The 19,407-nt window shown below is 60.3% G+C and carries 19 protein-coding genes; 15 read left to right on the top strand and 4 right to left on the bottom strand.

The window, feature by feature from the left end:
- Positions 1 to 223: 223 nt before the first annotated feature.
- A complete protein-coding gene (locus MRBLRC7O_RS15070; protein ID WP_020812570.1) occupies positions 224 to 1,456 on the top strand; it encodes a M24 family metallopeptidase in 1,233 nt (410 codons plus the stop codon).
- 22 nt (positions 1,457 to 1,478) lie between these two features.
- On the opposite strand, the gene MRBLRC7O_RS15065 is transcribed toward MRBLRC7O_RS15070, so the two are convergent.
- The 3 genes from MRBLRC7O_RS15065 to MRBLRC7O_RS15055 all read right to left on the bottom strand — a co-directional run bounded on the left by MRBLRC7O_RS15065 (position 1,479) and on the right by MRBLRC7O_RS15055 (position 3,480).
- Complete coding sequence (locus MRBLRC7O_RS15065) at positions 1,479 to 1,796, bottom strand: cupin domain-containing protein (RefSeq protein WP_020812569.1); 318 nt, start codon at positions 1,794 to 1,796, stop codon at positions 1,479 to 1,481.
- A 38-nt stretch (positions 1,797 to 1,834) separates the two neighbouring features.
- On the bottom strand, positions 1,835 to 2,572 hold the full coding sequence (locus MRBLRC7O_RS15060) for a FadR/GntR family transcriptional regulator (protein ID WP_003508113.1): 738 nt from the start codon (positions 2,570 to 2,572) through the stop codon (positions 1,835 to 1,837).
- Positions 2,573 to 2,682: 110 nt separating this feature from the next.
- Positions 2,683 to 3,480 carry an NAD-dependent epimerase/dehydratase family protein gene (locus MRBLRC7O_RS15055; RefSeq protein ID WP_020812568.1) on the bottom strand — a complete coding sequence of 266 codons (798 nt, stop codon included), beginning with the start codon at positions 3,478 to 3,480 and terminating at the stop codon, positions 2,683 to 2,685.
- Between the two features lie 139 nt (positions 3,481 to 3,619).
- Here MRBLRC7O_RS15055 and kduI point away from each other — a divergent pair, with 139 nt between their 5' ends.
- From kduI to MRBLRC7O_RS15015, 8 genes are all read left to right on the top strand, one after another.
- Positions 3,620 to 4,444 carry a 5-dehydro-4-deoxy-D-glucuronate isomerase gene (gene kduI / locus MRBLRC7O_RS15050; RefSeq protein WP_020812567.1) on the top strand — a complete coding sequence of 275 codons (825 nt, stop codon included), beginning with the start codon at positions 3,620 to 3,622 and terminating at the stop codon, positions 4,442 to 4,444.
- The gene (gene kduD / locus MRBLRC7O_RS15045) at positions 4,441 to 5,184 is read left to right on the top strand and encodes a 2-dehydro-3-deoxy-D-gluconate 5-dehydrogenase KduD (RefSeq protein ID WP_020812566.1); all 744 of its coding nucleotides are present in this window, start codon (positions 4,441 to 4,443) and stop codon (positions 5,182 to 5,184) included. The genes kduI and kduD overlap by 4 nt, the downstream gene beginning before the upstream one ends.
- Positions 5,185 to 5,298: 114 nt before the next feature.
- Positions 5,299 to 6,210, top strand: coding sequence for a 5-dehydro-4-deoxyglucarate dehydratase (gene kdgD, locus MRBLRC7O_RS15040; RefSeq protein ID WP_003508120.1), 912 nt, complete (start codon positions 5,299 to 5,301; stop codon positions 6,208 to 6,210).
- Positions 6,211 to 6,234: 24 nt separating this feature from the next.
- On the top strand, positions 6,235 to 7,371 hold the full coding sequence (locus MRBLRC7O_RS15035) for a D-galactarolactone cycloisomerase (protein ID WP_065695350.1): 1,137 nt from the start codon (positions 6,235 to 6,237) through the stop codon (positions 7,369 to 7,371).
- Positions 7,368 to 8,246, top strand: coding sequence for an amidohydrolase family protein (locus tag MRBLRC7O_RS15030; RefSeq protein WP_020812563.1), 879 nt, complete (start codon positions 7,368 to 7,370; stop codon positions 8,244 to 8,246). The genes MRBLRC7O_RS15035 and MRBLRC7O_RS15030 overlap by 4 nt, the downstream gene beginning before the upstream one ends.
- Positions 8,247 to 8,389: 143 nt before the next feature.
- On the top strand, positions 8,390 to 9,367 hold the full coding sequence (locus tag MRBLRC7O_RS15025) for a TRAP transporter substrate-binding protein (protein WP_060723533.1): 978 nt from the start codon (positions 8,390 to 8,392) through the stop codon (positions 9,365 to 9,367).
- A gap of 69 nt (positions 9,368 to 9,436) precedes the next feature.
- Positions 9,437 to 9,958, top strand: a complete 522-nt coding sequence (locus MRBLRC7O_RS15020; protein ID WP_020812561.1) for a TRAP transporter small permease — start codon at positions 9,437 to 9,439, stop codon at positions 9,956 to 9,958.
- 1 nt (position 9,959) lies between these two features.
- Positions 9,960 to 11,240 (top strand): TRAP transporter large permease, encoded by a 1,281-nt coding sequence (locus tag MRBLRC7O_RS15015; protein WP_020812560.1) that lies wholly within the window; start codon positions 9,960 to 9,962, stop codon positions 11,238 to 11,240.
- A 29-nt stretch (positions 11,241 to 11,269) separates the two neighbouring features.
- Here MRBLRC7O_RS15015 and MRBLRC7O_RS15010 read toward each other — a convergent pair whose 3' ends face one another.
- Complete coding sequence (locus MRBLRC7O_RS15010; protein ID WP_020812559.1) at positions 11,270 to 12,196, bottom strand: helix-turn-helix transcriptional regulator; 927 nt, start codon at positions 12,194 to 12,196, stop codon at positions 11,270 to 11,272.
- A 212-nt stretch (positions 12,197 to 12,408) separates the two neighbouring features.
- Here MRBLRC7O_RS15010 and MRBLRC7O_RS15005 point away from each other — a divergent pair, with 212 nt between their 5' ends.
- From MRBLRC7O_RS15005 to MRBLRC7O_RS14980, 6 genes are all read left to right on the top strand, one after another.
- Complete coding sequence (locus tag MRBLRC7O_RS15005; RefSeq protein WP_020812558.1) at positions 12,409 to 13,290, top strand: carbohydrate ABC transporter permease; 882 nt, start codon at positions 12,409 to 12,411, stop codon at positions 13,288 to 13,290.
- A gap of 4 nt (positions 13,291 to 13,294) precedes the next feature.
- Positions 13,295 to 14,179 carry a carbohydrate ABC transporter permease gene (locus MRBLRC7O_RS15000; RefSeq protein WP_003508131.1) on the top strand — a complete coding sequence of 295 codons (885 nt, stop codon included), beginning with the start codon at positions 13,295 to 13,297 and terminating at the stop codon, positions 14,177 to 14,179.
- A gap of 2 nt (positions 14,180 to 14,181) precedes the next feature.
- The gene (locus MRBLRC7O_RS14995; protein WP_003508132.1) at positions 14,182 to 15,282 is read left to right on the top strand and encodes an ABC transporter ATP-binding protein; all 1,101 of its coding nucleotides are present in this window, start codon (positions 14,182 to 14,184) and stop codon (positions 15,280 to 15,282) included.
- A gap of 43 nt (positions 15,283 to 15,325) precedes the next feature.
- Positions 15,326 to 16,594 (top strand): ABC transporter substrate-binding protein, encoded by a 1,269-nt coding sequence (locus MRBLRC7O_RS14990; protein WP_020810474.1) that lies wholly within the window; start codon positions 15,326 to 15,328, stop codon positions 16,592 to 16,594.
- A gap of 110 nt (positions 16,595 to 16,704) precedes the next feature.
- A complete protein-coding gene (gene pglA / locus MRBLRC7O_RS14985; RefSeq protein WP_031233944.1) occupies positions 16,705 to 18,258 on the top strand; it encodes a polygalacturonase PglA in 1,554 nt (517 codons plus the stop codon).
- An 8-nt stretch (positions 18,259 to 18,266) separates the two neighbouring features.
- On the top strand, positions 18,267 to 19,397 hold the full coding sequence (locus tag MRBLRC7O_RS14980) for a glycoside hydrolase family 88/105 protein (RefSeq protein WP_020810475.1): 1,131 nt from the start codon (positions 18,267 to 18,269) through the stop codon (positions 19,395 to 19,397).
- Positions 19,398 to 19,407: the final 10 nt, after the last annotated feature.

Here is a 19,407-nt window from a genome sequence, read left to right as displayed (position 1 = left end):
AGGCGGCGGATTTATCCGCCGCCTCATTGGGATAGAGAAGGCTTTGCGGCATGTTTCTTCTCTCCACCGTGGAGAAGAAACAAGCGGTATCCGCTCATCCAATGCTCGATCCTCCGCGTACGGACATCTTCCACCTTCATTCCTCTCCCGGCGACTGCTAAAGCGTAGGTTCATAAACCGTGCGCGGCCCAGCACCGCGCGCAAACGATCTACCGGGGTCCCCATGAGCGATATCGACCGAATCCGTGCGCAACAATTGATGCAGGAGGCTGATATCGACGCGCTGGTGTTGTTCCAGCCGGAAGCTTTCCGCTATGCGGTCGGCGCTGCCGCCGGTGTCGCGACGATGTGGGGCAGGGCGGGCTCAGTGATTGCGCTGGTGCCCGCCGATGCTGATGCCGGTCTCGCTGCTGTCGTCAGCGATCATGCCGCCCCGCTCGTCAGAAAGGCCGCGCCGGATATCGATCTGCGCTGCCATCGCATCTGGATCGATATGGTCGATCTGTCCGGTACTGAGGCCATCGGGCAGGTGGACGATGCCTATCGCCGCCATAATGCCGGCGGCCCGAGGCCGGAGACATTCGATCGCACGGCCTGTTTCGGTCTGTTGGCTGACCTGCTGCAGGAGCGTGGACTATCGGGCGCGCGCATCGGCGCCGATCTCGAATTCATGCCCGCTGCCGATTTTCTGGCGCTGCGTCAGGCGCTTCCAGATGTGAACTGGATCGACGGTTCGGCGGTGTTGCGCCGCCTGCGCGCGGTGAAATCCGAACGCGAGATCGGGCTTCTGCGGCGCGCGGCAGCGGCGGCTGAGGCCGGGCTGGTCGCAATGGCAGCGGCCGTGAGGCCCGGAGCAGCGCTCGGCGGACTTTCTGCCGCCTGGAAGGCCGGCGTGCAGGCGCATGCCATGAAATCCGGTTTTTCAATGAGCGGGCATTGGGATTACATATCCGTGGGGCCTGCCTTGTCGGATATGGCGGCGGTTGTGACGCCGGGTGCGCTGATCAAGGCAGATGTCGGTACGCTGGTCGACGGTTATTCGTCGGATGGTGCAAGAACCTTTTCATGGGGACCGGTCTCGCCTTTGGCGTCCGATATCTTCAAGGCGCTGGAAGCAGCCTTCGCCTGCGGGCTGGAAGCGCTTCGCCCCGGCAACAGCTTCGGTGCGGTGCACGCCGCGATGCTCGCCTCGATGCGTAAGGATGGTTTCAGCGAATATTATCGCGGCCATTTCGGCCATTCCGTCGGCGGTGGTGTGGGCATCGAGGAATGGCCGTTCTTTTCCCATGACAATGCCGAAATCATTCTTCCGGACATGGTGGTCGCGCTTGAAGCGCCCTTTTATGGCGAAGGGTTGGGTGCGTTGATGATCGAGGACCAGTTTCTTGTTACATCATCTGGAGTGGAGTGCATGAACAGCCTGCCACGCACCCTGCGGGATTTGTCACTGGAGTGACGACCTGCCGCCGCGCTCTGCCTCAGAGGAAATCGTCGCGGCGCGGGGTGAAGCAGTCGATCAGCTCGCCCTCTTCCAGGCACAGGCAACCATGCTCGATATGGCCGGGCACAATAAGGCTGTCGCCCTTCTGCAGGTCATAGGCTTCACCATCGCGGTAAAAACGGAAACTGCCGCTGGCGACATAGGTGGATTGCACATGCGGATGGCTGTGCAGCTTTCCTTCGGCACCGGTCTTGAAGCGGAAGGAAACCACCATCAGCTCCGGCGCTTCGGAAAGCACGGTGCGTTCGACACCATCGTCGGGTGAAACGGTGGGGAATGTCGGTAGCTGCTGCATGTCGTTCTCCTCAATCATGTAATGCGGTTTAGGCAGTTTCAGCGTGGTGCGCGCAGCATGGCGCGATACCGCGTCTGGCTGCTTTTCAGGTGGTTGCGCATGGCGCTTCGCGCCGCATCCTCGTTGCCGTCCTGTATGGCGATCAGGATCGCTTCGTGTTCGCCGACGAGACGGCTGAGATCGGCAGGTGAAAGCACGGTTTCCGAGCCGTTTTCGGCCACGGCGCGGCGTGGAATGACGGTCGGCCCCAGCACCTGCAGGAACTCGCTGAAGCGGGGATTGTTGGTCGCCTCGGCCACGGCGAGATGAAAGGCGAAATCGGCTTCGGCCGTCGGGCTGCCCTTGGCGGCGCTGGCACGGAAGGCATCGAAGGCCTCGATGATCTTTTCTTCCTGCGCCGGCGAACGGCGAATGGCGGCAAGGCCGGCGGCATCGCCTTCCACGGCCGTACGTAGCTCCAGCATCTCGATCAGCGAGGAGACGCGTGCGAGATCGACATTGTGGAAGGGCCGCCGCTCCGCAGGTGCGGGCTCCAGCACGAAGACGCCGGCGCCCTGACGGGGTTCGACCAGACCGTCGGATCGCAGCGAAGCGATAGCCTCGCGCACCACCGTGCGGCTGACGCCGAATTCCTGCGTCATCTGCGCTTCGGAGGGCAGGCGGTCGCCCGTCTTGTAACGGCCCTTGGCGATCTGGCTGCGGAGTTCCTCGGAAACCTTCACCACAAGCGTTCTGCCCTGTGGAGCGCCCGGTTCGGAGGTTGTCGCTTTTGTCATCTTGGTCGCCGTTCTAAAAAATGTCGGTTGCGTGCACCGGTCCTCGATACGTCATTCGCTGCCCGGCTTGCAATCCCGCCGCTTGCGCCGGGAATGTTTCATGCGGCATCTCAGCTTTCCCTGAAGATCGGATTGTCGACGAACACGCCACCCTGAAACCGCACCAGCGCATCCTCAGGGGCAGGCTTCGGCGTTGTCGCTGATATATGCTGCCGGAAGGTCTCGGCATTGTCCTTCGGTTTCCAGCCGAGATAACCGAGATGCGAATTGTCCCACCAGCCGGCATCATTGGCCGATGCGCCCCAGACGACCGGGCAGCCGAGCACCGGTGCGCGAAACACCGCTTCGATCAGCGACACAAAATCATCGTATGAGAACCATGTGGAAAGCATGCGGTAATTGGTGGGTTCCGGTGTGCAGGAGCCGATGCGCACCAGCGCCGTCTCCTGCCCGAACTTCTCGAAATACATGCGGGCAAGGCTTTCGCCGAAACATTTGGAAACGCCGTAAAGCCCGTCCGGCCGGACGGGCACGTCGGGACCGAGCCTCTCGGTCTGGGAATAATAGCCAATTGTATGGTTTGAGCTGGCAAAGACGATGCGCGGCCGGCCATGGGCGCGGGCGGCCTCGTAGAGATTATAAAGCCCGATGATATTGCCCTGAAGGATTTGTTCGAAGGGCTTCTCCACCGATATGCCGCCCAGATGAACAATGCCGTCGCAACCGGCGACCATGGCATCCACGGCATTCGCATCCGCAAGGTCGCATTGCACGCATTCCTCGTTCGGCCCCGCCGGGTCGAGCGGGGCGAGATCGGCAAGACGCAATATCTCGGCCATCGGTGCAAGGCGTTCACGCATCACGCGGCCAAGCTGGCCCGCCGCACCGGTAACAAGAAGCCGTTTCATTGCAATTCTCCCAAGCCTGTTCCACGTCCGCAGCCTGGTCGAGATATGCCGGCACCTCTTGACCTTGTCATACAGATCGTACAAAAAGCGGATAACATATATTATGTGCCATACGCAACAATCATGAAGGATGAGTTTGATGCTGACCGTCGAAACAAGGCAGGCCGTGAACCCGGAATATGCAAAAACGCTGGATACCGAAGGGCTCCGCCGGCATTTCCTCGCCAACGACATGTTCCGTTCCGGTGAAATCAGGCTGATCTATACCCATTATGACCGTTTTGTCATGGGCGGCGCGGTGCCAAATGGTGCGCCGCTGACGCTGGACAAGGTGGAAGAAACCAAGACGCCGTCCTTCCTCGACCGGCGTGAAATGGGCATCGTCAATATCGGCGAGGCGGGCACCGTCAGCGCCGGCGGCGAGACCTACACGCTCAATCGCGGTGACGTGCTTTATCTCGGTGCGGGCAGCGGCGCGGTAACGTTTGATGGTGCCGGCCGATTCTACATCACGTCTTGCCCGGCGCATCGCAGCCTGCCGGCAAAGCTCGTCAGCCTTGCCGACAGCAAGGAGGTCAAGCTCGGCGCGACCGAAACCTCCAACAAGCGCACCATCAACCAGTTCATCCATCCGCTGGTCATGGAAAGCTGCCAGCTGGTGCTGGGTTATACGATGCTTGAGGACGGCTCCGTCTGGAACACCATTCCCTCGCATATTCATGACCGCCGCATGGAAGCCTATCTCTATTTCGGCATGGATGAAAAGTCGCGCGTCCTGCATCTGATGGGCGAGCCGCAGGAGACCCGCCATCTGTTCATTTCGAACGAAGAAGGCGCGATTTCGCCGCCCTGGTCCATCCATTCCGGTGCCGGCATCGGTTCTTACACCTTCATCTGGGCCATGGCGGGCGACAATGTCGACTATACCGACATGGACTTCATCCAGCCGGGGGATCTGAAATGAGAAATCCCTTTTCGCTTCAGGGGCGTAAGGCGCTCGTGACAGGCGCGAATACCGGTCTTGGTCAGGCGATTGCGGTGGGGCTCGCCGCAGCCGGTGCGGAGGTGGTCTGCGCCGCGCGCCGCGCGCCGGATGAAACGCTTGATATCATCGCGAAGGATGGCGGCAAGGCGAGCGCCCTGTCGATCGATTTCGCCGATCCGCTGGCGGCGAAGGACAGTTTTGTCGATGCCGGCTTCGATATTCTCGTCAACAATGCCGGCATCATCCGCCGTGCCGATTCAGTCGAGTTTTCCGAACTCGACTGGGACGAGGTTATGGATGTCAATCTCAAGGCGCTGTTTTTTACCACGCAGGCCTTTGCGAAAGAGTTGTTGGCAAAAGGTCGGCCCGGCAAGGTGGTCAATATCGCCTCGCTCCTGTCGTTTCAGGGCGGCATTCGCGTCCCGTCCTACACGGCGGCGAAACATGGCGTCGCCGGTCTTACCAAGCTTCTGGCGAATGAGTGGGCTGCGAAGGGCATCAATGTGAATGCCATCGCGCCCGGTTACATCGAAACCAACAATACCGAGGCGCTGCGCGCTGATGCCGCCCGCAACAAGGCCATTCTCGAGCGTATTCCGGCGGGGCGGTGGGGCCATTCCGAAGATATCGCCGGCGCAGCGGTCTTTCTGGCTTCGCCGGCGGCGGATTATGTGCATGGCGCCATTCTCAATGTCGATGGCGGCTGGCTGGCGCGTTGATCTGTGACAGATTTTCGAAATTCATCATACAAGATGTATGATGAGTTGTTGACAAAGATGCGGCAAGCGGCTTAGGTGGCTTTCAGTCAGTGAACTTGCAGAGGAATTTCGATGATGAACCCTGAACAAATCAAGACGGCGCTTGGCTCCGGTCTGTTGTCTTTCCCGGTCACCCATTTCGATGCCGAGGGTCGTTTTGCGGCCGATAGCTACAGGGCGCATGTCGAATGGCTCGCCGGATACAAGGCGCCGGTGCTGTTTGCCGCCGGCGGCACGGGTGAGTTCTTTTCGCTGAAGCCGGATGAGATCCCCACCATCGTCTCCGCCGCCAAGGAAGTTGCCGGCGAAACCGCCATTGTTTCCGGCTGCGGTTACGGCACCGAGATCGCCGTTGATATTGCCCGCTCTGTCGAAAAGGTCGGTGCTGACGGTATCCTGCTTCTGCCGCATTACCTCATCGATGCGCCGCAGGAAGGGCTATACGCCCATATCAAGAAGGTGTGTCAGTCGGTCGGCATCGGCGTCATGGTCTATAACCGTGACAATTCCGTGCTGCAGGCCGATACGCTGGCGCGTCTCTGCGACGAATGCCCGAACCTCGTCGGTTTCAAGGACGGCACCGGCGATATCGGCCTTGTGCGCCAGATCACCGCCAAGATGGGTGACCGCCTGATGTATCTCGGCGGCATGCCGACGGCGGAACTGTTTGCCGAAGCCTATCTCGGCGCCGGCTTCACCACCTATTCCTCGGCGGTCTTCAACTTCGTGCCGGGCCTTGCCAATGAGTTCTATGCGGCGCTGCGTGCCGGTGAGCGCGCCACCTGCGAGCGCATCCTGACGGAGTTCTTCTATCCGTTCATGGCGATCCGCAACCGCGCCAAGGGTTACGCCGTCTCCGCCGTCAAGGCCGGCGTGCGCCTGCAGGGCTTCAACGCCGGTCCGGTGCGTGCGCCGCTGAAGGATCTGACGAATGAGGAAATCGGCATGCTCGATGCCCTGATCGGCACGCATAAGCGCAAACCCTAATCGAGACACGACGGGAGGCGAGCCATGAAAATCACGGCGGTGCGTACGCATCTGCTCGAGCACCGGCTGGACACGCCGTTTGAAAGCGCATCCATGCGCTTTGATCGACGCGCCCATATTCTGGTTGAGATCGAATGTGACGACGGGACCGTCGGCTGGGGTGAATGCCTCGGCCCGGCACGGCCGAATGCCGCCGTGGTTCAGGCTTATGCGGGCTGGCTTATCGGCCAGGACCCGCGCCAGACCGAAAAAATCTGGGCCATGCTTTATAATGCCCTGCGCGATCAGGGCCAGCGTGGCCTGAGCCTCACCGCATTGTCCGGCATCGACATTGCGCTCTGGGACATCAAGGGCAAGCACTACGGTGCTTCCATCTCGATGCTGCTCGGCGGGCGCTGGCGTGAAAGCGTGCGCGCCTATGCGACCGGCAGTTTCAAGCGCGATGGCGTTGACCGCGTCTCCGACAATGCCTTGGAGATGGCGGAACGCCGGGCAGAGGGTTTTCACGCCTGCAAGATTAAGATCGGTTTCGGTATCGAGGAAGACCTCAGAGTCATCGCTGCGGTGCGGGAGGCCATCGGGCCGGATATGCGGCTGATGATCGACGCCAATCACGGTTATACCGTCACCGAAGCCATCACGCTCGGCAATCGCGCTGCCGATTATGGTATCGACTGGTTTGAGGAACCGGTGGTTCCCGAACAGCTTGATGCCTATGCCCGGGTGCGGGCAGGTCAGCCAATCCCGGTTGCGGGCGGCGAGACCTGGCATGGGCGTTATGGCATGTGGCAGGCGCTTTCCGCTGGTGCTGTGGATATTCTCCAGCCCGATCTATGCGGCTGCGGCGGCTTTTCCGAAACCCAGAAGATTGCGACGCTTGCCACGCTGCACGGCGTGCGCATCGTGCCGCATGTCTGGGGGACCGGCGTGCAGATCGCCGCCGCCCTGCAATTCATGGCGGCGATGACGCCAGATCCGGTGCGCGTCAATCCGATAGAGCCGATCATGGAGTTCGACCGCACCTATAATCCCTTCCGCCAGGCCGTGCTGAGCAAGCCGATCGAGGCGGTAAACGGCATTGTCGCCATCCCCGATGGTCCGGGTCTTGGAATTGAGATCAACCGCGACGCATTGCTTGAATTCAGGATGCCAGACCCGTGAGCGAACTCGTCAGAAAACTGAGCGGCACAGCGCCTCGGCCCGCCTTCCCGAAAGGGGCCGTCGACACGCAGATGCATATGTATCTGCCCGGTTATCCGGCCTTGCCGGGCGGGCCGGGCCTGCCGCCGGGCGCCCTGCCGGGACCGGAGGACTATCGCAAGCTCATGCAATGGCTCGGCATCGACCGGGTCATCATCACTCAGGGAAACGCCCATCAGCGCGATAATGGCAACACGCTCGCCTGTGTTGCTGAGATGGGCGAAGCGGCCCGCGCCGTGGTCATTATCGATGCGAGTACGACCGAGAAGGACATGGAAAAGCTTGCCGCCGCCGGTGCCGTTGGCGCGCGCATCATGGATCTGCCTGGCGGTGCGGTGAACCTTTCCGAGCTTGAGGCGGTGGATGAGAGGGCGCACGCGGCTGACTGGATGGTGGCGGTGCAATTCGACGGCAATGGTCTTCTCGACCACCTGCCACGTCTTCAGAAAATCCGCTCACGCTGGGTGTTCGATCACCACGGCAAGTTCTTCAAGGGCATCAAAACGGACGGTCCGGAAATGACTGTTCTTCTGAAGCTGATGGATCGCGGCAATCTCTGGTTCAAGTTCGCCGGCGTCTATGAAAGTTCGCGGGAGAAGTGGCCCTATGAGGATGTCGCCGCCTTTTCGCGGGTGATCGCCGCCCATGCGCCGGAGCGCATCGTCTGGGGCACCAACTGGCCGCATAATTCGGTGCGCGAAACGGCTGCCTATCCGGACGATGCCCGCCTTGCCGAACTGACGCTCGGCTGGCTGCCGGATGAGGCGGCCCGTCATCGTGCATTGGTGGAAAATCCGGAAGCGCTGTTCAAGATGCCGCCATTCAAGGCGGCATAGGTCAATTCGGGATGGGAGGGGAAGGGAGGCCCCATCATCCTTTTTAAATGAGAGGTCTTTGCATGCCGGCCCGGATGGGCGTGAAAAAATCGGTCCGATAGCCTTGGAGGGGCTGGGCCGTTTCAACAATGGAGGAGGAAAGCATGAAAAAGATTGCAAGCATGATGTGCGTCGCGATGGGGATCGCGCTATCAGGTGTGGCCGCCGGCGCGCAGGAAATAACCCTGCGCTCCGCCGATATCCACCCGGATGGTTATCCAACCGTCGAAGCCGTGAAATACATGGGCGAGCTGCTGGCCGAGCGAAGCAATGGCCGCATCAAGATCCAGGTCATGAACAATTCCGTTCTCGGCGGCGAGAAAGACACTATTGAGCAGACCCGTTTCGGCGTCATCGACATGAACCGCGTCAACGCCGCCCCCTTCAACAATCTGGTCAAGGAAACCACCGTTCTCGGCCTGCCGTTCCTGTTCCGCTCGACCGAGCACATGCACAATACGGTGGACGGCCCGATCGGCGATGAGGTTCTGGCAGCCTTCGAACCACACGGCCTTGTCGGCCTTGCCTTTTACGATTCCGGTGCGCGTTCCTTCTACACCACCAAAAAGCCCGTCGAAAAACTGGCGGACCTGAAGGGCCTGAAAATTCGCGTGCAGCAGTCCGATCTGTGGATTTCGATGATGCAGGCCTTTGGCGCCAACCCAACGCCGATGCCGATGGGTGAGGTCTATTCCTCACTTGAAACCGGCGTCGTTGACGGCGCCGAAAACAACTGGCCGTCTTACGAATCCGCCCGCCACTATGAAGTGGCGAAAAACTACTCGCTGACGGAGCATTCCCTCAATCCGGAAATTCTCGTCATTTCCAAGATCTCCTACGACAAGCTCTCGCCGGAAGACCAGAAGCTGCTGCGCCAGGCCGCCAAGGATTCCGTTGCCAAGATGCGCGAACTCTGGAGCGCCCGCGAAAAGGCGTCGGAAGAAAAAGTCCGCGCCGGCGGCGCCAACGTCATCAAGGTCAACAAAGAGGAATTCGCTGCGGCGATGGGTCCGGTCTACGACAAATTCGTCACCGATCCGAAGATGAAAGACCTTCTGGAACGGGTGAAAGCGGTCAAGTAACGCGCGGAAAACCGGCCCTGGACACAGGGCCGGTTTTCTTTTGTCGCCGTGGATGCGGAGGAACAGACAATGCGAAATTTCATGCGGGCAATCCGCCCCTTTCTCGGCGCGCTCAGCCACGCGTCGCTTTATATTGCCAGTATCGGTATGATCGCCATGACGCTCATCGTCGGCTGGCAGGTCTTTGCCCGTTACATCCTGAATGATTCACCCAGCTGGTCGGAGCCGCTGTCGCTGCATCTCATGTCATGGTTCATCATGCTGGGGGCAGCCGTCGGCGTGCGCGAAAGCGTGCATCTTGGGCTTGATATTCTGCGCTACATGATGTCGCCACGCGTGCAGAAAGTCATGGACTTGACGAGCCTTGCGCTCATCTTCTTCTTCGGCGTCGGTATGGCCTGGTATGGCGCCTCGCTTTCCATGGGCACGTGGTCGGCGACGATCCCGGTTCTCGGCTGGCCCGGCGGCACGGACTTCTTCCCGCTGATCGGCGGCGGTTTCCTCATTGCGCTGTTTTCCGCCGAACGTTTCATCGATCTTATCATCGGCGAGGAAATCGCGGCTGACGTGATCGTGCAGGAGGCTGCGTAAAATGGCTTACACCATTCTCTTCGGCGTCTTCACCCTGCTGATGCTGATCGGCACGCCGATCGCCTTCTGCCTCGGCATCGCTTCCTTCGCCACGGTTCTTTATCTCGGCCTGCCACCCGTCGTTGTGTTCCAGCAGATGAATTCCGGCATGAATGTCTTTGCGATGATGGCGATCCCGTTCTTCATCTTCGCCGGAGACCTCATGGTGCGCGGCGGCATCGCCCATCGCCTCATCCGCTTTGCCGCCGGTCTCGTCGGGCACCTGCGCGGCGGCCTCGGTCAGGTCAATATCGTGGCCTCGACGTTGTTCGGCGGCATTTCCGGTTCGGCCGTCGCCGATGCCTCGGCTGTCGGCGGGCTGATGATCCCGCAAATGGCCAAACGCGGTTATGACAGGGATTATGCCGTCAATATCACAGTCAATGCCGCCATCATCGCGCTGATGATCCCGCCCTCGCATAACATGATCCTCTATTCGATTGCAGCGGGCGGCAACGTCTCGGTCGCCGATCTTTTCACCGCCGGCATCATTCCGGGCCTGCTTTTGGCCGCGGCGCTGATGGTGACGGCCTATATCGTCGCCCGCCGCAAGGGTTATCCATCCGAACCGTTTCCTGGTTTTTCGAAGCTGATGTATTATCTGCTGGCGTCGTTCCCCGGCATTCTGCTGATCGGCATCATCTTCGGCGGTGTGCGCTCGGGCATTTTCACCGCCACGGAAAGCTCCTGCATCGCCGTGCTCTATGCCTTCCTCGTAGCCATGCTGGTTTACCGCGAGCTGGACTGGAACGGTTTCGTGGAAGCGGTGATGGGTGCCGTCCGCACCACGGCCATGGTGTTGCTCGTCATCGGCACGGCGGCGTCCTTCGGCTGGCTGATGGCCTTCCTGCAGGTGCAGACGCTGATGATCGCCGCAATCAGCGCGATTTCGGACAATCCAATCATCGTGCTGCTGGTTATCAACGTCATCCTGCTGCTGCTCGGCACCTTCATGGACATGGCGCCCATGGTCATCATCTCCACGCCGGTGCTTTTGCCTGTCGTGAAGGCCTTCGGCATCGACCCCGTGCATTTCGGCGTCGTGATGATCCTGAATGCCGGGATCGGCCTCAACACGCCGCCGGTCGGAACGGTGCTCTTCGTCGGCTGCGCGGTGGGCGGCATATCGATACGGGAGGCGATGCGGACGATCTGGCCGTTCTTCGGCGCCAGCATCGCCGTGCTGCTCGCCGTCACCTATATCCCGTCGCTTTCCCTGTGGTTGCCATCACTGTTCCGGTAACTCCGGAGGTTCCAAACAAGGAGGCCCCGCTATGCCGGGGCCTTTTCCATTTCGGCGGCAAGCAGCCTCTGTTGTTCATGCTCGTCAAACGCCATCAGATTGCCATGCCGGCTGCGGCGTATCCGGTTCATATGCTCGCGCGGACTTAGTCCCAGTGTGCGCTTGAACATGCGTGAGAAATAATAGGGGTCGCCATACCCCACCTCGGCAGCGGCCGCCGAGACTGAAAGTCCTGCCTCGAGAAAATGCATGGCGCGTTCCATGCGCTTGAATTCCTGATATTTCCGCGGCGTTCGACCCACCCGTTTCTGGAATTCGCGCAGGAAATAATCGCGATTATAGGGCGCTGCGTCTGTCGCCCGACCGGCAATGTCAGGGTCCAGCGGATTGGCCGAAATCATGGTGATCGCCTTCATCACCGCAAGGTCGAGGCCTTCCGTGCCTTCCGGCTGGAAACTCGGGCGGTCAACCCATCCAAGGAAGGCATCGTCGATGAAGGCGATCAGAAGCACCATGAAAAGATGGTGCTGGCCCAGTGTCACGGAAGAGGGCGGGGCGCTCTGCCGGTAGTGACGCACGAGCGGCTCCAAAAGCGGCCAGCGGCTCAGCCGTAATTTCGGCTTCAGGTCCATCTGCGCGATCAGGTTGTGGCGGCCGTAAATGTCGAGCGTGAAATGCTGCGCCACGCCGCGATAGGTCAAGGCCTGCTCGTTCCAGCCGACAAAGCGCTGCCCCTTCAAAATCAGCATCGCATCACCGGGCTCCAGCACCCGCGCCTCGCCATCGACGAGATAGTGCCCGCGTCCTTCCAGGCAGATGATGAGATCGTCCACCTGATTGGATTTGTCGATCTGCCAGGTGCGCGAATGCTCCATCTTGATCGTCGCGCGCGTCAGGTTGAGGTTGAGCGCCGCAGGCGGAACGGATGACAGAATGCCACCTTCGATTTCGTCCATCTTTTTCCTCGTCTTTGTTAATTCACCTTGGCTCGGAAATTTGGTCTTGTCACCGCATAAATAGCTTTTACGCGCCGTATCAATGAGGGAGGAGATCGGTCGCGGCGAGAAATTGCGCCATCACGCGCCCGCCGCCGGCCGTTCCAGGAGAATCACTTGTACGAAATTGTATTCTGTCAGTCGCGTTCCATTGGGGCGCGGGGAGGTGCGGCATGAAATCTCAGCGCTTCCTCGGGCTGGGATATCTGACGCCTTATATCATCGGGCTGCTGGTCTTTACCGCGATCCCGTTTCTTGGCTCACTCTATCTCAGCTTCACCCGTTACGACCTGATGAGCGATCCAAGCTGGGCGGGGCTGGCGAATTACGAGCGCCTGTTCACCCGCGACCGCACCTTCATGAAATCGCTGAACGTTACCCTGTTCTACGTGTTTCTGACGGTGCCGCTGAAGCTTGCCTTCGCCCTCTTCATTGCGGCGATACTCAATTACAAGCTGCAATTCATCAACTTCTTCCGCACGGCCTTTTACGTGCCGTCCATCCTCGGCGGCTCGATCGCGATTGCGGTGCTGTGGCGCTACATCTTTGCAAGCGAGGGGCTCGCCAATATGGCGTTGGCGACCGTCGGCCTGTCGCCGGTTGATTGGTTCGGTGATCCCGGCAACGCGCTTTTCACCATCACGCTGCTGCGTTGCTGGCAGTTCGGCTCTGCTATGGTGATCTTTCTCGCCGCCCTGCAATCCATCGACAAATCGCTTTACGAGGCGGCCGCCATCGATGGCGCGGGCAAGGTCAGGACCTTCTTCTTCATCACGCTGCCGCTTTTGACACCCGTGATCTTCTTCAACCTCATCATGCAGATGGTGCAGGCATTCCAGGAGTTCAACGGACCTTACATCATCACCCAGGGCGGGCCGCTGAAGTCCACTTACCTCCTGCCACTTTATATCTACGACGAGGCCTTCAAGAAGTTCAACATGGGCTATGCCTCCGCCATCGCCTGGGTGCTTTTCACCATCATCACCGTGCTGACCCTCGTGGCCTTCTGGTCCTCGAAGAAGTGGGTCTATTACGCCGGCGACAAGCGGAATTGATGCCATGACCGATATCGCAACCCTAAACGACATGCAGGCGGCCCGCCGGGCACGGCTCAGGCTGCTCTCCACCTCCGTCCGCTACGTGCTGCTGTTCGCCGTCGGCCTTGTCATGCTTTACCCGCTGATCTGGCTGGTGGGCGCAAGCTTCAAGACCAATTCGGAAATCTTCTCCGGCGCCGGTTTCATCCCGGAAAACCCGACGCTGGATGGCTATATCCGCGGCTGGGAAACCTCGACGCCCTATACGTTCGGCCGGTTCTTCTGGAATTCGTTCCTGATCATCCTGCCGAAGGTCATCGGCACGGCGATTTCCTGCACCATGGCGGCCTATGCCTTTGCCCGCTTCGATTTTCCGCTGAAGAAAATCCTGTTCGGCTCGGTCATCGCCATCTTGCTCCTGCCGAACGTCGTCACCCGCATTCCGCAATATATTCTGTTCCGTGATCTCGGCTGGCTGGATAGTTTCCTGCCGCTCTGGGTTCCCTCGGCTTTCGCCGGTGATGCCTTCTTCGTCTTCATGCTGGTGCAGTTCCTGCGCTCGCTGCCATCGGACATGGAAGAGGCCGCCCGCGTGGATGGGGCCAACAGCCTGCAGACGCTCATCTATATCGTCGTGCCGATGCTGGCGCCGGCGCTGATCTCGGTCTGCCTGTTCCAGTTCATGTGGACGATGAACGATTTCCTCGGGCCGCTGATCTACCTGTCCTCGGTCGACAAATATCCGGTGAGCCTTGCGCTCAAACTCTCCATCGACACCACCGAAGCCTTTGAATGGAACCGCATCCTGGCGATGTCGGTGCTGACGATCGCGCCTGCGCTGATCGTGTTCTTTGCGGCGCAACGGTATTTCATTGAAGGGATCTCGTCTGGCGGGGTCAAGGGCTGAAAATGGCAAGCGTTCAACTTAAAAATCTCGAAAAAATCTATGGCGGCAGCTTCAAGGCCGTGCATGGCATCAATCTCGACGTCGAGGATGGTGAGTTCATGGTGTTCGTCGGCCCTTCCGGCTGCGCCAAATCCACGACGCTGCGCATGGTGGCGGGGCTGGAGGAAATCACCGGCGGCGAAATCCTCATCGGTGACCAGCGCGTCAATGACCTGCCCCCCGGCAAGCGCTCCATCGCCATGGTATTCCAGAATTATGCGCTTTATCCGCATATGAAGGTGCGCGGCAATCTCGCCTTCGGCCTGAAGATCGCCGGTGTCGCCAAGCCTGAGATCGAAAAGGCGATCGACAATGTCGCGCGCATTCTCGAAATCGAGCCGCTGCTCGACCGGTTGCCGAAGCAGCTTTCCGGCGGACAGGCGCAGCGTGTGGCGCTGGGTCGCGCGCTCATCAAGAAACCTGGCGTGTTCCTGTTCGATGAGCCGCTGTCCAATCTCGATGCCAAGCTGCGCGCCTCCATGCGGGTACGCATCACCGATCTGCACCGCCAGCTGAAGGCGGAAGGTCTGTCCTCCACGGTCATTTACGTTACGCATGACCAGACGGAAGCCATGACCATGGGGGACCGTATCTGCGTGATGCAGGCCGGGCGCATCATGCAGGTCGCGACGCCGAAGGAGCTCTACAACCATCCCGCCAATCTGTTCGTGGCCGGTTTTATCGGTATGCCGGAAATGAACCTCGTGGATGTGACCATCGACGGTGCGGAATTCGTCATTGGCGGGCAGCGCCTGCCAATCGGCGAACATCTTGAAAGGCGTCTTTCAGCAAAGCCGGTAGATGCCGTCATCGGCATTCGCCCGCAGCATCTCTCGCTGGCAGGCGAGGCTGATGGTCCGGCCTTGCAGGCGAAACTCACCAATGCGGAATTCATGGGTCACGAGGTCTATCTGCACGCCGATCTCGGCGGCCAGAAGCTGGTGAGCGTGGTGGGGGCGGCGGAGTTCGAAGCGCTCGGACGCGACGGTATCCTGCGGCTGAAGCCGGACCCGGAGAAGCTGCATATTTTCGACAAGGCCGATGGCCGCAACGTCTCGCTGTGAGGAGGGGACGCGCGTGCCTGATTTTTCGAGGAGGAGAAGAACAATGAAGATGATGACAAGAATGATGGCGATGTTCGCCGGTGTAGCCTATGCCGCTATGGCGGCGGCCCCCGCGGCGGGTGCTGCAGAACTGCGCATGTCGTGGTGGGGCGGTGAAAGCCGCCATGTCGCCACCCAGAAGGCCATTGCCGCCTGCGGCGAGAAATACGGCCACACGGTGAAGGGGGAATTCACCGGCTTCGACGGCTATCTGGAAAAGCTGACCACGCAGATGGCCGGCAAGACGGAAGCCGATATCGTTCAGGTCAACTGGCCATGGCTGCCGCTGTTTTCCAAGAACGGCGAGGGTTTTGCCGATCTGCGCCAGCTGAAACCGCTCGATCTTTCGCAATGGGCCGAGACCGATCTGGAGGCAGGATCGATGAACGGCGTGCTGCAGGGGCTTTCCGTCTCCACCACGGGCCGCGTCTTCTTCTTTAACGCCACCACCTTCGAGAAGGCGGGCGTGGAAATTCCGAAGACCTGGGATGAGTTCTTCGCGGCAACCAAGACCATCAAGGAAAAGCTCGGCAAGGACTATTACACCTTCAATGCCGTGAAAGAGACCGCCCAGTTGCTCGTAACGCTGGCCATCGTGCAGAAGACGGGCAAGGATGTGGTCGACCCCAAGACCAACCGTGTGGCCTGGACGCCGCAGGAGCTGGCAGAGGGCATCTCCTTCGTCGGCAAGCTGGTCGAAACCGGCTCCATCCGCTCCCAGAAAGAGGAGGCGGCCGATGGCAACGTCAATCTCTATGAAAAGCCGTCCTGGTCCGAAGGCCGCATCGCCGGCTCCTATGAATGGGACTCGACCTATTCGAAATATGCCGATCCCCTGAAGGAGGGACAGGTTCTGAAACCGGTGCCGATGCTGAAGCTTGCCGATGCCGTGACGGAAGGCGTTTATCGCAAGCCCTCCATGGTATTTTCGATCTCGAAAAACTCCAAAAATCCGGAAGCGGCTGCTCAGATTCTGAACTGCCTGCTTAACGAGCCGGAGGGCGTCGACGCGCTTGGCACCTCGCGCGGTCTGCCGGCGTCGAAGGCTGCGGCGGCGCGTCTGGGTGACAAGGGCGAGCCGGAAGTGCGCGCCGCCAATGCCATCGTCATGGCGGCATCGGGACCGGTGGTTTCCCCCTTCAACGAACATCCGGAAATCCGCTCGGGCTTTATCGATACGCTTGAAGAATATGCCTATGGCCAGCTGACGGCGGAACAGGCAGCCGAGCAGATCATCGATACGACCAACGATGTTCTTGCCAAGTTCGATTGACGACAATGGCCCGCCGCCTCTGGTGGCGGGCCCTCTATCCGGCCGCCGGATGATATGAAGCATGTCCGCCAAGGGTTTGGCCGGCCATTCACGAAAGACGAGAAGAGAGCATGAACGAACCCCTTGTCATCGCGTCTTCGGCGCGAACGGCAGCGCTTTGCCTTGCCGCGCCCGGCGCTCGATATTTCCTTCCGTCCAAAACGGAATGGCGTCTGACGTCGGCGGATGGCGATGAACGGAGTGGCGAAACCGCGACCGTGGTGGCGCTGCTGCATGATCTCTCCCCGGATACGCGCTATATCTTCGAAGCGGAAGGGTTCGGAAGGCTGGAGTTCAGAACCCTTTCCTGTGCCGGGCGTGTCGATGCCGCGGCATTTCAATTGTTGCCGGATGTTGCGCTCGATGATGAAGAGGGCGCGCGCGCCAATGCGCAGGTGCTGGAAAGGGCGGTTGCCGCCGTGCCGCAGGGCGGCACGTTGCGACTTGCAGCCGGTGTCTGGACCGCCTTTCCCGTGCGCCTCAAAAGCAACATGACCTTTCACCTTGCGCAGGGAGCCGTACTGCGCGCACCTTCCACCCGCAGGGGATGGCCGATATTGCCCGCACGCGATGAGGCCGGCCGCATGCTGGGCAGCTGGGAAGGATTGCCGGATGCCTGTTTTACCGCGCCGGTTCATGCCATCGGGGTAGATAATCTCGTCATCGAGGGCAGGGGCATTCTTGATGGCTCCGGCGACAAGGGCGATTGGTGGAGCTGGCCGAAAGAAACCCGCGATGGCGCGCGCCGGCCGCGTGGTCTGCATCTCGTTTCCTGTCGCAAAACCCAGCTTCTCGGTTTCACGATCCGAAACGCCGCCTCATGGACGATCCATCCGCAGGGCTGTGAAGAGTTGATCGCCGCTGGTCTCAGCATCGTCGCGCCGCATGAAAGCCCGAACACCGATGGTTTCAATCCGGAAAGCTGCCGCAACGTCACGATATCAGGCGTGCGCTTCTCCGTCGGAGACGATTGCATCGCGGTGAAGGCGGGAAAGCGCGGCCCTGACGGCGAGGACGATCATCTTGCGGAAACACGCGGCGTGCGTGTAGGTCATTGCCTGATGGAGCGCGGCCATGGCGGGCTGGTGATCGGTTCGGAAATGTCCGGCGGCGTGCATGACGTGGCGGTTGAGGATTGCGACATGATCGGCACGGATCGCGGCCTGCGCCTCAAGACACGGCGCGGGCGGGGCGGCACCGTCAGCAACATCGCCATGCGCCGGGTGCTGCTGGATGGCGTGAAGACCGCGCTTTCCGCCAATGCCCACTACCATTGCGACGCCGATGGGCATGATGACTGGGTGCAGTCGCGAAACCCCGTGCCGGTCGATGGCGGTACTCCCTTTATCGACGGCATTACCGTGGAGGATGTCGAAATCCGCAATCTCTCCCATGCTGCCGGCGCTTTTCTCGGTCTTGCCGAAGCGCCCATCCGCAACGTCACCATCCGCAATCTCACCATCGTCTCGCGCGATCCGTCGGCCATCGCAACGCCGCCGATCATGGCCGACCGGGTGCGCCCCATGCGCCATGAGGCGATTGTTTTCGAGCAGGCGCATATAGTCTGCGATAATCCCGCCCTGCTGAGCGACGCTTCCGTTTCCATTGTGTCAGATTTCGATTGAGAAACTCCATGAAAGCCACTGAATATTTTGACCAATTCTCGAGCCGCTATCGCTACTACAAGGGCGGAAGCTGGTGTTACGAGGATGGATGTCTCTATCGCGGCTTGCAGCAGCTGTTCGAGGCGACCGGAGAGGCGCGCTGGAATGACCATCTGTACCGTCTGGCCGATGCACAGATAGCGGCTGACGGAACGCTCGCCGGTTACGATCCGCAGGAATATAATATCGACCATATTCTCGCCGGCCGCATTCTCTTTCCCCTTGCGGTGGAAACGGATGATCCGCGTTACCTCGCTGCGGCGGAACATCTGGCGGGACAACTCCGCAGCCATCCGCGTATTGCCTCCGGGAATTACTGGCACAAGAAGCGTTATCCGCACCAGGTCTGGCTGGACGGGCTTTATATGGGACTTCCTTTCCAGATCGAATATGCGCAGGCGACGGGCCGAACAGAACTGATCGACGATGCGCTGCGGCAGTTTTCAGCGGCGCTCGCGGCCACGGCGGATAGTGGCGGGCTTTATGCCCATGGTTACGACGACAGCCGCAGCCAGCGTTGGGCCGATCCTCAGAGCGGCAAGTCTCCCGCCATATGGGCGCGTGCGGTGGGCTGGCTCGCCATGGCGCTGGTGGACGCACTGACCATCCTGCCCGAGGATGGCGCAACGGCGGAGCTTCGGGAGAGCACACGGCGTCTTCTGGCCGGCATCATCGCACGGCAGACTAAGACGGGCCTCTGGATGCAGGTTCTCGACAATCCGGGCCTTGCGGGCAATTATGAGGAAACATCCGCCTCGGCGATGTTTGCCTATGCCTTGCTGCACGCAGTGCGGCTGAAGCTCCTGCGGGGCGAAGAGGCGACTGCCGCCCTTTCGGCGGGCCGCCGCGCGCTTGAGACGCTTCTGGAAACGCGGCTGAAAGCCGATGAAGAGGGCGTGATGCGCCTCACCGGCATCGTGCATGTCGCGGGCCTTGGCGGCTTCGAGGGCAATTATCGCGATGGAACGCCGGAATATTATCTGACCGAACCGGTGGTGTCCGACGATGCCAAGGGTGTCGGGCCGTTGATGATGGCCTATGCCGAAAGCCTGCTTCTGGCCAAGCCGCAGGCTGTTTCAGCGGCGTCATCTGCGGGGTAAATTCCCCGTC

Origin of the sequence: Agrobacterium radiobacter (assembly GCF_040801995.1) — a bacterium.
GTDB classification, from domain to species: Bacteria; Pseudomonadota; Alphaproteobacteria; order Rhizobiales; family Rhizobiaceae; genus Agrobacterium; species Agrobacterium radiobacter.
Note: the sequence above shows the minus strand (reverse complement) of the source record. Positions and strands in the feature narration are given on the sequence as shown.

Excerpts from the sequence above, each read along its gene's own strand:
- MRBLRC7O_RS14995 (WP_003508132.1), top strand. The coding sequence starts at position 14,182 with ATGGCAAGCGTTCAACTTAAAAATCTCGAAAAAATCTATGGCGGCAGC.
- MRBLRC7O_RS15015 (WP_020812560.1), top strand. The coding sequence starts at position 9,960 with ATGGCTTACACCATTCTCTTCGGCGTCTTCACCCTGCTGATGCTGATC.
- MRBLRC7O_RS15010 (WP_020812559.1), bottom strand. The coding sequence starts at position 12,196 with ATGGACGAAATCGAAGGTGGCATTCTGTCATCCGTTCCGCCTGCGGCG.
- MRBLRC7O_RS15035 (WP_065695350.1), top strand. The coding sequence starts at position 6,235 with ATGAAAATCACGGCGGTGCGTACGCATCTGCTCGAGCACCGGCTGGAC.
- MRBLRC7O_RS15005 (WP_020812558.1), top strand. The coding sequence starts at position 12,409 with ATGAAATCTCAGCGCTTCCTCGGGCTGGGATATCTGACGCCTTATATC.
- MRBLRC7O_RS15060 (WP_003508113.1), bottom strand. The coding sequence starts at position 2,572 with ATGACAAAAGCGACAACCTCCGAACCGGGCGCTCCACAGGGCAGAACG.
- MRBLRC7O_RS14990 (WP_020810474.1), top strand. The coding sequence starts at position 15,326 with ATGAAGATGATGACAAGAATGATGGCGATGTTCGCCGGTGTAGCCTAT.
- MRBLRC7O_RS15070 (WP_020812570.1), top strand. The coding sequence starts at position 224 with ATGAGCGATATCGACCGAATCCGTGCGCAACAATTGATGCAGGAGGCT.
- MRBLRC7O_RS14980 (WP_020810475.1), top strand. The coding sequence starts at position 18,267 with ATGAAAGCCACTGAATATTTTGACCAATTCTCGAGCCGCTATCGCTAC.
- MRBLRC7O_RS15000 (WP_003508131.1), top strand. The coding sequence starts at position 13,295 with ATGACCGATATCGCAACCCTAAACGACATGCAGGCGGCCCGCCGGGCA.
- kduD (WP_020812566.1), top strand. The coding sequence starts at position 4,441 with ATGAGAAATCCCTTTTCGCTTCAGGGGCGTAAGGCGCTCGTGACAGGC.
- pglA (WP_031233944.1), top strand. The coding sequence starts at position 16,705 with ATGAACGAACCCCTTGTCATCGCGTCTTCGGCGCGAACGGCAGCGCTT.
- kduI (WP_020812567.1), top strand. The coding sequence starts at position 3,620 with ATGCTGACCGTCGAAACAAGGCAGGCCGTGAACCCGGAATATGCAAAA.
- kdgD (WP_003508120.1), top strand. The coding sequence starts at position 5,299 with ATGAACCCTGAACAAATCAAGACGGCGCTTGGCTCCGGTCTGTTGTCT.
- MRBLRC7O_RS15020 (WP_020812561.1), top strand. The coding sequence starts at position 9,437 with ATGCGAAATTTCATGCGGGCAATCCGCCCCTTTCTCGGCGCGCTCAGC.
- MRBLRC7O_RS15055 (WP_020812568.1), bottom strand. The coding sequence starts at position 3,480 with ATGAAACGGCTTCTTGTTACCGGTGCGGCGGGCCAGCTTGGCCGCGTG.
- MRBLRC7O_RS15065 (WP_020812569.1), bottom strand. The coding sequence starts at position 1,796 with ATGCAGCAGCTACCGACATTCCCCACCGTTTCACCCGACGATGGTGTC.
- MRBLRC7O_RS15025 (WP_060723533.1), top strand. The coding sequence starts at position 8,390 with ATGAAAAAGATTGCAAGCATGATGTGCGTCGCGATGGGGATCGCGCTA.